Source organism: Aeromonas sp. FDAARGOS 1418, assembly GCF_019048585.1.
GTDB classification, from domain to species: Bacteria; Pseudomonadota; Gammaproteobacteria; order Enterobacterales; family Aeromonadaceae; genus Aeromonas; species Aeromonas caviae.
In genome coordinates this window covers 900,001-912,790 of sequence record NZ_CP077387.1, presented here as the reverse complement: position 1 = coordinate 912,790, position 12,790 = coordinate 900,001, and the positions used below count along the sequence as shown (strand labels likewise).

At 60.1% G+C, this 12,790-nt stretch carries 9 protein-coding genes, 1 tRNA gene and 2 rRNA genes (1 of these 12 cut by a window edge); 7 read left to right on the top strand and 5 right to left on the bottom strand.

Annotated elements, in window-relative coordinates:
* The first annotated feature begins 64 nt into the window (after positions 1-64).
* From I6L48_RS04340 to I6L48_RS04320, 5 genes are all read left to right on the top strand, one after another.
* The gene (locus tag I6L48_RS04340) at positions 65-709 is read left to right on the top strand and encodes a TetR/AcrR family transcriptional regulator (protein WP_010672429.1); all 645 of its coding nucleotides are present in this window, start codon (positions 65-67) and stop codon (positions 707-709) included.
* A 183-nt stretch (positions 710-892) separates the two neighbouring features.
* On the top strand, positions 893-2,083 hold the full coding sequence (locus I6L48_RS04335) for a glycine C-acetyltransferase (RefSeq protein ID WP_039041133.1): 1,191 nt from the start codon (positions 893-895) through the stop codon (positions 2,081-2,083).
* 89 nt (positions 2,084-2,172) lie between these two features.
* Entirely contained in the window at positions 2,173-3,198 is a 1,026-nt protein-coding gene (gene tdh / locus I6L48_RS04330; protein WP_010672427.1) for an L-threonine 3-dehydrogenase, read from the top strand.
* Positions 3,199-3,417: 219 nt separating this feature from the next.
* Positions 3,418-3,870 (top strand): cytochrome c5 family protein, encoded by a 453-nt coding sequence (locus I6L48_RS04325; protein ID WP_039041132.1) that lies wholly within the window; start codon positions 3,418-3,420, stop codon positions 3,868-3,870.
* An 84-nt stretch (positions 3,871-3,954) separates the two neighbouring features.
* Positions 3,955-6,258 (top strand): bifunctional diguanylate cyclase/phosphodiesterase, encoded by a 2,304-nt coding sequence (locus tag I6L48_RS04320; protein ID WP_113069368.1) that lies wholly within the window; start codon positions 3,955-3,957, stop codon positions 6,256-6,258.
* Here the strand turns inward: I6L48_RS04320 and rep are convergent.
* Positions 6,245-8,257, bottom strand: coding sequence for a DNA helicase Rep (gene rep / locus I6L48_RS04315; RefSeq protein ID WP_113069366.1), 2,013 nt, complete (start codon positions 8,255-8,257; stop codon positions 6,245-6,247). The two genes, I6L48_RS04320 and rep, sit on opposite strands and share 14 nt — an antisense overlap.
* 152 nt (positions 8,258-8,409) lie before the next feature.
* On the opposite strand from rep, the gene I6L48_RS04310 reads away from it, so the two are divergent.
* Together I6L48_RS04310 and I6L48_RS04305 are read left to right on the top strand one after the other, a co-directional pair.
* Entirely contained in the window at positions 8,410-9,630 is a 1,221-nt protein-coding gene (locus I6L48_RS04310) for a cysteine desulfurase (protein WP_113069364.1), read from the top strand.
* A gap of 13 nt (positions 9,631-9,643) precedes the next feature.
* A complete protein-coding gene (locus I6L48_RS04305; protein WP_162726132.1) occupies positions 9,644-10,078 on the top strand; it encodes a SufE family protein in 435 nt (144 codons plus the stop codon).
* 21 nt (positions 10,079-10,099) lie between these two features.
* On the opposite strand, the gene tcdA is transcribed toward I6L48_RS04305, so the two are convergent.
* The 4 genes from tcdA to I6L48_RS04285 form a co-directional block, all read right to left on the bottom strand.
* Positions 10,100-10,936: a tRNA cyclic N6-threonylcarbamoyladenosine(37) synthase TcdA gene (tcdA, locus tag I6L48_RS04300; RefSeq protein ID WP_113069361.1), complete on the bottom strand. Its 837-nt coding sequence runs from the start codon at positions 10,934-10,936 to the stop codon at positions 10,100-10,102.
* Between the two features lie 147 nt (positions 10,937-11,083).
* Positions 11,084-11,160, bottom strand: a tRNA-Asp gene (locus I6L48_RS04295).
* A gap of 99 nt (positions 11,161-11,259) precedes the next feature.
* Positions 11,260-11,374 (bottom strand): 5S ribosomal RNA (gene rrf, locus I6L48_RS04290).
* Positions 11,375-11,455: 81 nt separating this feature from the next.
* Positions 11,456-12,790 (bottom strand): 23S ribosomal RNA (locus I6L48_RS04285) (it continues 1,554 nt past the right edge of the window).

Below are 12,790 nucleotides of genomic sequence, written 5' to 3'. Positions count from 1 at the left end.
ACGGGCCGCAAGGGGATTCGACCTCGATGACTTTTCCCCTTCGGGCCCGGCAGAGGGACCAGCGATGAAGACCAGAGACAGGATCATCCACAGCGCCACCGAGCTGTTCAACGATCAGGGCGAGCGCAACATCACCACCAACCACATTGCCGCACACCTTGGCATCAGCCCGGGCAACCTTTACTACCACTTCAGAAACAAAGAAGACATCATCCACTCCATCTTCGATCAGTACGCCCGCCACCTGAGCGACAGCTTCACTCCGATCCGCAGCAGCGAGATCCGGCTGGAGGATCTGATGGGCTACCTGGATGCCATCTTCTATTTGATGTGGCAGTTCCGCTTCTTCTACGCGAATCTGCCGGACATCCTGAGTCGCGACGAGCTGCTGCAGCAGAAATACCTCAAGGCACAGGAGCAGCTCCGTGCCACCGTGGAGACGCTGCTCAGAAGCCTGCGCGAAGGCGGCATCATCGCCGTCAGCGATGAAGACCTGCCGGATCTCGGCCAGACCATCAAGATGGTCGTCACCTGCTGGATCCCGTTCCAGATCGCCCAGGCCCCGGCCACCCGCATCACCAAACCCCTGCTCTACCAGGGGGTCTTGCGGGTGCTGTTTTTGCTGCGCCCCTACGTGCAGCCACAAGTGGCCCCCCAGATACATCAACTGGAGCAACATTATCACCAACTGGCCCAACCAGCCGGGTGAGATCTGTTTCACAATTGTTGATTATCAGCATAAAAATTTGAATTTATACGCAGGGATTACAGTAAAATGTTGCCCATTCTAGGGTCTGTCGGCGTTTCGTCGCGACCGTGACGACGCCGAACCGTGCGGGTTGCACGGCCCGGGATCCTGATAACACAGTCGATACAGCAATGAGGACCGAGGATGTCTAACGGATTCTATCGTCACCTGACCGAACAGCTCGAACAGGTCAAGGCGGAAGGGCTATACAAGCAGGAGCGCATCATCACCTCGGCCCAGCAGGCCCAGATTGCGGTGGGCGGCGAGCAGGTACTGAACTTCTGTGCCAACAACTATCTGGGGCTGGCCAACCATCCCGACCTGATTGCCGCCGCCCATCAGGGGCTCGACAGCCACGGCTTCGGCATGGCCTCGGTGCGCTTCATCTGCGGTACCCAGGACCAGCACAAGGAGCTGGAGCAGAAGCTGTCCGCCTTCCTCGGCACCGAAGACAGCATCCTCTACTCCTCCTGCTTCGACGCCAACGGCGGCCTGTTCGAGACTCTGTTCGGTGCCGAAGACGCCATCATCTCCGACGCACTCAACCATGCCTCCATCATCGATGGGGTGCGGTTGTGCAAGGCCAGGCGCTATCGCTACGCCAACAACGACATGGCCGAACTGGAAGCCCAGCTCAAGCAGGCCGATGCCGACGGCGCCCGCTTCAAGCTGATCGCCACCGACGGTGTCTTCTCCATGGATGGCGTCATCGCCGACCTCAAATCCATCTGCGATCTGGCCGACAAGTACGACGCGCTGGTGATGGTGGATGACTCCCACGCCGTCGGCTTCATCGGCGAGAACGGCCGCGGTACCCACGAATACTGCGAGGTGATGGAACGGGTCGACATCATCACCGGCACCCTGGGCAAGGCGCTGGGTGGCGCGTCCGGTGGCTACACCTCCGGCAAGAAAGAGGTGATCGACTGGTTGCGTCAGCGCTCCCGTCCCTACCTCTTCTCCAACTCCCTGGCACCCTCCATCGTCTCGGCCACCATCAAGGTGATCGACATGCTGGCCGAGGGTCACGACCTGCGTGCCCGCCTCAAGGAGAACAGTGCCTACTTCCGCGAGCGCATGAGCGCCGCCGGCTTTACCCTGGCCGGCGCCGATCACGCCATCATTCCGGTCATGCTGGGGGATGCCAAACTGGCCGCCGAGATGGCGAGCCGCATGCTGGCCGCCGGTATCTACGTGGTGGGCTTCTCCTTCCCCGTGGTACCCAAAGGTCAGGCGCGCATCCGGACCCAGATGTCCGCCGCCCATACCCGGGAGCAACTGGACAAGGCGATCGATGCCTTCATTCGCATCGGTCGCGAGCTCGGTGTGATTTGATCACATGGCTGGCTGATTAAAACGGGGGCCAAGGTTGGGCCCCATTTTATTACCCTCTGTACCCGGCATGGCGCCGTGAGGAATCTGTCATGAAAGCACTCTCCAAACTCAAATCCGAAGTCGGCATCTGGATGACCGATGTCCCGGCTCCCGAGCTCGGCCACAACGATCTGCTCATCAAGATCCGCAAGACCGCCATCTGCGGCACCGACATGCACATCTACAACTGGGACGAGTGGGCCCAGAAGACCATTCCCGTCCCCATGGTGGTAGGGCACGAGTATGTGGGAGAGGTGGTCGCCGTCGGCCAGGAAGTGCGCGGCTTCGCCATCGGCGATCGCGTCTCCGGCGAAGGCCACATCACCTGCGGCCACTGCCGCAACTGCCGTGCCGGTCGCACCCACCTGTGCCGCAACACCATTGGTGTGGGTGTGAACCGCCCGGGATCCTTCGCCGAATACCTGGTGATCCCGGCCTTCAACGCCTTCAAGCTGCCGGACAACATCCCCGATGAGCTGGCCGCCATCTTCGATCCGTTCGGCAATGCCGTGCACACCGCCCTCTCCTTCGACCTGGTGGGTGAAGACGTGCTCATCACCGGCGCAGGCCCCATCGGCATCATGGCCGCTGCCGTCTGCCGTCACGTTGGCGCCCGTCACGTGGTGATCACCGACGTCAACGAATACCGGCTGGAACTGGCCCGCAAGATGGGCGCCACCCGTGCCGTCAACGTGGCCAAGGAGAAGCTCTCCGATGTCATGGAAGATCTCGGCATGACCGAAGGGTTCGATGTGGGGCTGGAGATGTCCGGGGTGCCCAGCGCCTTCCAGGACATGATCGACAAGATGAACCACGGCGGCAAAATCGCCATGCTCGGCATTCCTCCCTCCACCATGGCCATCGACTGGGGCAAGGTGATCTTCAAGGGACTCTTCATCAAGGGGATCTACGGCCGCGAAATGTTCGAAACCTGGTACAAGATGGCAAGCCTCATCCAGTCTGGCCTGGATCTCAGCCCCATCATCACCCACCATTTCCATATCGATGACTTCCAGCAGGGCTTCGAAGCCATGGGCTCGGGCAAGTCCGGCAAGGTGATCCTGAACTGGGATTGACGACGCGCGAGGGGCGTCTGGGCAATCAGCGCGCCCTATTTTGTTCAGCCTCACGAAACCCGGCGCATGCCGGGTTTTTTTATGTGGGATCACACCTTCCTGCTCTGCCACTTTGTTTGCAGATTGCTTAACACTTCACACACAAGCGTTTAAATGACTGTAACTATTCGGTTATAATCCCGTCGTTTTCTGGGGATAATAAGAGCCTGCTGGGAGTACATGAGCGTGTTGAAAAAACTGAGCTATTTGCTGGCTGCCGGGATGGCGGCCGCCACTCTGTCCGGCGCCGTCCTTGCCGCCGATGACATGTCGACAGAGGCCATCGCCGAGCGTATTGCCCCGGTTGGCCAGGTTTATACCGCCAAGGATCTGGAAGGCATTGCGACCGCCGCGGCCGCGCCTGCGGCAGCCTCCTCCGGCCCACGTGACGGAGAGACCGTGTTCAAGGGTGCCTGCTTCGCCTGCCACGATACCGGTGCCGCCGGCGCCCCCAAGCGAGGTGACAAGGCCGCCTGGGAGCCACGCATCGCCCAGGGCTTCGACACCTTGCGCAAACACGCCATCGAAGGCTTCACCGGCAAGGCTGGCATGATGCCACCGCGGGGGACCTGCGCCACCTGCAGTGACGAAGAGATCGAGAACGCCATTCACTACATGATCGACAAGCTCTAAGTAATTGAAAGGGCTCCTCTTGCAGCCCTTTCAATCCCATCACTTCCGACTACGCTTGAAGGTAAGTTTTTTCGGGAGTGTTGCATGTCAGTTCAGCCCACCACACCGCCAGACTCGCACTCCTTGCTGGCGGTCGTTTCCTCCATCATGGATTTCCCCGCCCCCGGCATTGCCTCCCCCGAGGATTACGCCCGACTGGTCGGTCTGCTGGACACACTCTGCCCTCTGCAACATTTCGCCATGCTGGGGTTGGCCGACGGGGGGCTGAACTGGCGCTACACCTATCAGCTTCCCGACGTGTTCAAGCAACAATTGGGACGGGAAGAACCTCGCCTCACCGAACAGCTCACCCGGCTCGATGAAGGTCAGGGCTGGTGCGTGCAGCCTGTGGAGCATATCGACGTGCAGTGGTTGCTGGCACGCAGCACCCCGGATCAGGCACCCACCCTGAGGTTGCTGTTGGAGTGCCTGGCCAAACGCCTGCACGAAACCCAGACCGGTACCCAGCTGACGGGGCAGGCTTCCCCTCTCATGCAACGGGATCCCCAGTGGCAGGAGAAAATCGAGAAGATCGGCCGAGTGATGCGCCTGGCTCACAACCTGCCTCAGCATGCCCTGTTTGCCCAGTTGGAAGCTGTGTTGCGCCAGATGCTCTCGGTCAGCGACATGTTGCTGATCCGGCTGGAAAACCAGCGACTGGAGCGACTCTATCCACCACACCTGACATACGACGATGACATCATTCGGGCCATGTGCCACAGCACCAACAGCGTAGAGCGCCATGAAGAGGGACTTTACTGGTACAGCCTGCCCCTGCGCCAGCAGCAGCAATATTTTGCCCACCTCATCCTCAACATGACCCGGCCTCTGGAAACCGATGACAGGCTGTTCCTCGATTTCCTGCGCCATCAGCTGACCCTGTTGCTGGAGCTCAAAAGGGTGCGACAGCAACTCGATGAGCTCAACTCGGAGGAGTCCATCAACCAGCGCCTCCAACAGCTGCGCCAAACCAACCTGAGGTTGCAGAAACGGCTCAAGCATCATCAGGAGCTGGAGCGGCGGCTCCAGTTCAATGCCCTGCACGACCCGCTGACCCAGTTGCCAAACCGGGCGCTGCTGATGAATCACCTGCATCATGCCATGACCCGCTACCGCCGCTACCAGACAGCCGGCTTCACCCTGATCTTCGTCGATGTGGATCACTTCAAGCAGGTCAATGACGCCCTGGGCCACAGTGCCGGCGATCAGTTGCTGCAGGAGCTGGGCAGCAGGCTGCAAGGCTGCATCCGGCAAAATGACATGGTGGCGAGGCTCGGAGGGGACGAATTCGTCATCTATCTGGACAACAGCCAGCGGGAAGAGGACATCAGCCCCGTGCTCAATCGCCTGATTGGCCGTATCGGCCATCCGTTCCGGCTCCAGGGCAACGAACTGACCATCACCGTCAGTCTGGGGGTCGCCAGCGTGACGGAGCAAACGGCCGATGTCAGTGAACTGCTGCACCAGGCAGACCTCGCCATGTACCAGGCCAAGCGCAACGGTCGCAGCCGCATCGTCATGTATTCGGAGGCCTGTACCGAACAGGCGGGGTCACCGGAAGAGCGGCTCTTCAGAGCCTTGCGGGAAGGGCGGATTGTGCCCTACTTCCAGCCGGTGATCAGGCTGTGTGACAGCCGCCTCGTCGGACTGGAGGTGATGGCGCGCTGGATAACGGAGGAAGGGGAGCTCAAGGATGCATTCGACTTCATTCCTCTGGCGGAACAGTGCGGCCTCATTCAGGATCTGGACCGCCAGATCCTCAAGCGCACCTGCCAGCAACTGAAGCTTTGGCAACCCGCCTCCGGGGTCGGTCGTTTCAGGATAGCCATCAACCTCTCCGGCAAGCACCTGGCCAGCCACGAGCAGATCATGCAACTGCTCACCATCATGGAGGAGGAGGGTGTCATCCCCGCATGTTTCATCTTTGAGTTCAACGAGCGCGAGCTCTCCCGGCAGAGTGCCGACTCCCTCACTGCCCTGCATGAACTGAGGGCGAAAGGGATCCAGGTCAGCCTGGATGACTTCGGCACCGGCTTCTCTTCTCTCAACGCCCTGTTTCACTTCCCGGTGGATTACATCAAGGTGGACGACAGCTTCACCCATCGCATGTTGAACTCACCCAAGGATCTGGCGCTGATCCGCGCCATGCGGGACATCTGTCAGGACCTCGACTTCACCCTGGTGGTCGAGGGGATCGAAAATCAGCAGCAGTTGCAAAAGCTCATCGAGCTTGGCTGTGCCCTCGGGCAGGGGCGCCACATCTCCCCCCCGCTGCCGGGAGCCGATATTCCCCCTCTGCTGGGTCAGGCCGTCCGAGAGGCCAAGCCTTCCGGCCTCAATCCTTCTTGAACAGGGCCCGCAGGTTGGCGACACCAACCTGCCCCTTCTGCTGGCGCTCCTCTGCCGTCACCTTCTTCTGGTTTTCCCACTCCAGGTCATCCTGGGGCAGCTCCAGCAGGAAGCGGCTCGGCTCCGGCCGTACCGACTCGCCAAACTGGCGACGCTCCTTGCAGAGAGTAAAGGTCAGCTCGGTCTGGGCCCGGGTGATCCCCACGTAGGCGAGGCGCCGCTCCTCCTCCACGTTGTCCTCGTCGATGCTGGTCTGGTGCGGCAGCAGCCCCTCCTCCATGCCCACCATGTAGACATAGGGAAACTCCAGCCCCTTGGAGGCGTGCAATGTCATCAGCTGCACCTGATCCGCCTCATCCTCCCCTTCGTTGCGTTCCATCATGTCCCGCAGGGTGAGCCGGGTAACCACCTGAGCCAGCGTCATCGACTCCTCCAGCTCATCCCCCTCCAGCATCTCGCTGATCCAGCGATAAAGGGTGGAGACGTTCTGCATCCGCATCTCGGCCGCCTTCGGGCTGGGGGAGGTCTCGTAGAGCCACTCCTCGTAGTGGATCTCCTTGATCATGTCTCGTACCGCCTCCACCGGGTTGCCGCGCAGCGCCTGATCGCCAAGCCGTACCAGCCAGTTGGTGAAGGCCTGCAGGGCGGATAGACCGCGCCCGGAGAGGTGTTGCTCCAGCCCCAGCTCGAAGCTGGCGGCAAACAGGCTCTTGCCGCGCTGGTTGGCATACTGGCCCAGTTTTTCGAGGGTGGTGGGGCCTATCTCGCGGCGCGGCAGGTTGACCACCCGCAGGAAGGCAGTGTCCTCGTCCGGGTTCACCAGCAGCTTGAGGTAGGCCATGATGTCCTTGATCTCGGTGCGGGAGAAAAACGAGGTGCCGCCGGAGATACGGTAGGGAATGCGGTTGGTCATCAGCGCCTTCTCGAAGATGCGCGACTGATGGTTGCCCCGGTAGAGGATGGCATAGTCTTTGAACCGGGTGCGATTCATGAACTTGTGGCCCATCAGCTCGGCGGCGATACGCTCCGCCTCGTGCTCCTCGTTCTTGGCAAACAGCACCTTGAGCTTCACCCCCTCGTCCAGCTCGGAGAAGAGGGCCTTGTCGTAGACGTGGGGGTTGTTGGCGATCAGGATGTTGGCGCACTTGAGAATGCGCCGCTTGGAGCGGTAGTTCTGCTCCAGCTTGATGAGCCGCAGATTGGGGAAGTCCTCGTTCAGCAGCACCAGGTTCTGCGGCTTGGCCCCGCGCCAGGAGTAGATGGACTGGTCGTCGTCTCCCACTACGGTGAAGCGGGCCCGCTCGCCGACGATCTGCTTCACCAGCTCGTACTGGCTGGTGTTGGTGTCCTGGTATTCATCGACCAGCAGGTAGCGGATCTTGTTCTGCCAGCGGGTGCGCACTTCCTCGTTGCTCTTGAGCAGCAGGGTCGGCATCACGATGAGATCGTCGAAATCCAGCGCGTTGTAGGCCACCATCTGGCGGTGGTAGCGCTCGTAGAGCTGGGCCATCAGCACCTCTTCAGGCCCGCGGGCGATGCGCATGGCCCGAGCCGGCAGGATGAGGTCGTTCTTCCAGTTTGAGATCTGGCTGATGAGGGCCGAGAGCTTGTCCTTGTCGTTGTCGAGCTCCGCCTCGGTCAGCTCTTTGAGCAGCGCCAGCTGATCGGTGTCGTCGAACAGGGAGAAGTTCGCCTTGAGGTTCAGGCTCTTGTGCTCGCGGCGAATGATCTCGAGCCCCAGGGTATGGAAAGTGGAGACCATGAGTCCCCGCGCCTCCTTGCGACCCAGGGTCTGGCCGACCCGCTCCTTCATCTCCCGCGCCGCCTTGTTGGTAAAAGTGACCGCCGCTATGTTGCGTGCGTTGTAGCCGCACTGCTGTACCAGATAGGCAATCTTGTTGGTGATGACGCGGGTCTTGCCCGATCCGGCACCCGCCAGCACCAGGCAAGGGCCGGAGACATACTTGACCGCTTCGTTCTGATTGGGGTTGAGCTTCATGGGCCGGATCTCTTGGCTTATGATGAGGGGCGGCATTGTAGCAGAGATCCCGCGGGCAGCCGAAACCGGGCACGAGATCCCGCCACTTCATCTTGTGTTTGCCCGCCATTTTCCGGATCATGACCGACTTTTCCAGACGAGATGAGGGGAGCATGAATCAGCAACAGCACGCTCGGCTGCGCGGCCAGTTTCCGGCCTTGGCGCAGGAGGTGAACGGCCACCCTCTGGTCTATCTGGACAACGCCGCCACCACCCAGAAACCGCAAGCCGTGCTGGATGCGATCAATCACTACTATCGGGCCGACAATGCCAACGTGCACCGCGCCGCCCATGCCCTGAGCGGCCGGGCCACACGCGCCTTCGAAGATGCCCGCGAGACGGTTGCCCGCTTTATCAATGCCCCTCGCAGCCACGAAGTGATATGGACCCGTGGCACCACGGAGGCGATCAATCTGGTGGCCCAGAGCTGGGGGATGAGCGAGCTGAGGGCGGGGGATGAGATCGTGCTCAGCACCCTGGAGCATCACGCCAATATCGTCCCCTGGCAGCTGGTCGCCCAGCGTACCGGTGCCGTCATCCGGGTCATCCCCCTCGATGAGCGGGGCGATCTCGACATCGCTGCCTATCTGGCCCTGCTGGGACCACGTACCCGACTGGTGAGCGTGGCTCACGTCTCCAATGCCCTTGGCACCGTCAATCCAGTCAAAGAGATGGTGGCAGCGGCCAAGGCGGTCGGCGCTCTGACCCTGCTCGATGGCGCTCAGGCGGTGGCTCATCTCGAGGTGGATGTGCAGGCCATAGGTTGCGACTTCTACGCCTTCTCCGGTCACAAGCTCTATGGCCCGACCGGCATCGGTGTGCTGTGGGGCCGCACCGAACTACTGGAGCGGATGCCGCCCTGGCAAGCGGGAGGCGAGATGATCGACAGGGTCAGCTTTGCCGGTACCACCTTCAACACCCTGCCCTTCAAATTCGAGGCAGGCACCCCCCATATTGCCGGCGCCATCGGCCTGGCCGCAGCCATCGACTTTGTGATGAAGCAGGACAGGGACTCACTGGCCAGCCATGAAGCAGCGCTGACCGACTATCTGGTTGCCGGACTGCAACAGGTGCCGGGGCTGCGTCTGGTCGGCGAACCCGGCCAGCGCGCCGGCGCCGTCTCCTTCCTGCTGGAGGATATCCACCCGCAGGACGCCGCCACCCTGCTCGACATGCAGGGCATAGCCCTGCGAGTCGGCCATCACTGCGCCATGCCGTTGATGGAATCGCTCGGTATCGGCGGCACGATGCGCGCCTCGCTGGCCTGCTACAACAATCAGGACGATGTCGACGCCCTGCTGGCCGCCCTGCACAAACTCCGTGACTTCTTCTAAGGCAGACAACCCCATGAACAGCCTCGCAACCTACACCCGGATAGGCGTTGAGCCCGACGCAAATAGCATCCGTCAGCAGTTTGCGGCAGCAAACGGCTGGGAGAACCAGTACCGCCTCATCATCCAGCTCGGCAAGCTGCTACCCACCTTGCCAGCAGAGTGGCAGCAGGAAGAGAACCGCCTGAAAGGGTGCGAGAGCCAGGCCTGGCTCAAGGGAGAGGTAGGTGAGGACGGCAACTGGCATTTTGCCTGCGACTCAGACGCCCGCATCGTGCGCGGTCTTATCGTCATCGTGCTGGCGGCACTCAATCATCAGAGTGCCGACGCTATCCAAGCTTTTGATATGGATGCCTATTTCAGCGAATTGGGGCTCGAGAAACACCTGAGCCCGTCGCGAGGCAACGGGCTCAGGGCAATCGTGTTGGCAATCCGGGAGCAGGCTGCCTAACCCACCTTGTACAGTGGTCGATCAGGCTTCGCCAATCGACCCTGCGTCTTCATTTCCGGCCTCTTTCTCGGCGCGGGCTCCCCGCTCGGCAATCTTCTTCAATACCCGGGACGCGGCAACCAAGCCAAAAGTGGCCGTCACCGGCGTCACGGCACCGAAGCCGGAGGCGCAATCCATCTTCATAGTGCCGTCGCTGGCCGCCTTGGCCTGGCAGGTGCCGCCATTGCCATCCGGATAACTCAGCTGCTCGGTTGAGAAGACACACTCCACCCCGAATTTGCGCGCCGGATTCTTGCTGAAATTGTGCAGTCGGCGCAGGTCGGAGCGCACCTTGGCGGCCAGCGGATCCTGAATGGTCTTGGCCAGGTCGGCCACGGTGATCTGGGTCGGGTCCATCTGCCCGCCGGCACCGCCCGCCACAATCACCGGGATCTTGTTGCGCTTGCAGAAGGCAATCAGCGCCACCTTGGCCTTGACCGAGTCGATGGCATCCACCACATAGTCAAACTCCCGCTTGATATGTTCGGCCAGGTTGTCGGCGGTGACGAAGTCATCCACCTCGATCACCTCGCAATCCGGGTTGATGGCGCGAATGCGCTCGGCCATCACCTCCGTCTTGAGACGGCCGACCGTCCCCTGCATGGCATGGATCTGGCGATTGGTGTTGGTGATGCAGATATCATCCATGTCGATCAGAGTGATCTGGTTGATGCCGGCCCGAGCCAGCGCCTCGGCCGCCCAGGAGCCGACACCACCGATCCCGACCACGCAGACTTTCGCCTGGCTGAAGGAGCCAAGGGCACGCTGGCCATAAAGACGGGCAATGCCCCCGAATCGCTGTAGATACTCTGCTTTCATACCACCACCTTGCTTGAGGGCGGCCATTATAGCGGCAACCTCTCTCAGGGGCGATGATCGGATGATGGCGGTGTTGATGTGAGGGGAAATAGGTGCGGTCTCGGGAACGAAAAAAAGCCCAGTCGTTAGACTGGGCTTTTTAAGTAGTGGCGGAGCGGACGGGACTCGAACCCGCGACCCCCGGCGTGACAGGCCGGTATTCTAACCGACTGAACTACCGCTCCGCATTCGGTTAGCTTTCGCTAAATCATTTGCTGCTTGTTTGTGAGGTGTCATCCTCGCAGCCAGTAACGTGATTTTTTCACGTCACCGTTTAATTGGGTGCCTGGCAGTGTCCTACTCTCGCATGGCGAATGCCACACTACCATCGGCGCTACAGCGTTTCACTTCTGAGTTCGGCATGGGGTCAGGTGGTTCCACTGCGCTATTGCCGCCAGGCAAAATCTTCAATCTGAAAAAGCTGATGTAAGTAATTCGTTCGTATTTGCTACAAGCCTTAGAACACTTCTTGGGTGTTGTATGGTTAAGCCTCACGGGTAATTAGTATGGGTTAGCTCAACGTATCGCTACGCTTACACACCCCACCTATCAACGTTGTGGTCTCCAACGGCCCTTTAGGACCCTCAAGGGGTCAGGGATGACTCATCTCAGGGCTCGCTTCCCGCTTAGATGCTTTCAGCGGTTATCGATTCCGAACTTAGCTACCGGGCAGTGCCACTGGCGTGACAACCCGAACACCAGAGGTTCGTTCACTCCGGTCCTCTCGTACTAGGAGCAACTCCCTTCAATCATCCAACGCCCACGGCAGATAGGGACCGAACTGTCTCACGACGTTCTGAACCCAGCTCGCGTACCACTTTAAATGGCGAACAGCCATACCCTTGGGACCGACTTCAGCCCCAGGATGTGATGAGCCGACATCGAGGTGCCAAACACCGCCGTCGATATGAACTCTTGGGCGGTATCAGCCTGTTATCCCCGGAGTACCTTTTATCCGTTGAGCGATGGCCCTTCCATTCAGAACCACCGGATCACTATGACCTACTTTCGTACCTGCTCGACCTGTCCGTCTCGCAGTTAAGCTGGCTTATGCCATTGCACTAACCTCCTGATGTCCGACCAGGATTAGCCAACCTTCGTGCTCCTCCGTTACTCTTTGGGAGGAGACCGCCCCAGTCAAACTACCCACCAGGCACTGTCCGCGAGCCCGATTCAGGGCCCTGCGTTAGAACATCAAACATACAAGGGTGGTATTTCAAGGACGGCTCCAGCGCAACTGGCGTCACGCCTTCAAAGCCTCCCACCTATCCTACACATGTAGGTTCAATGTTCAGTGCCAAGCTGTAGTAAAGGTTCACGGGGTCTTTCCGTCTAGCCGCGGGTACACCGCATCTTCACGGCGAATTCGATTTCACTGAGTCTCGGGTGGAGACAGCATGGCCATGGTTACACCATTCGTGCAGGTCGGAACTTACCCGACAAGGAATTTCGCTACCTTAGGACCGTTATAGTTACGGCCGCCGTTTACCGGGGCTTCGATCAAGAGCTTCGCTTGCGCTAACCCCATCAATTAACCTTCCGGCACCGGGCAGGTGTCACACCCTATACGTCCACTTTCGTGTTTGCAGAGTGCTGTGTTTTTGATAAACAGTCCCAGCCATCTGGTCACTGCGACTCCCGACAGCTCCATCCGCAAGGGACTTCACCATCAAGAGCGAACCTTCTCCCGAAGTTACGGTTCTATTTTGCCTAGTTCCTTCACCCGAGTTCTCTCAAGCGCCTTGGTATTCTCTACCCGACCACCTGTGTCGGTTTGGGGTACGATGACTTGTAATCTGAAGCTTAGAGGCTTTT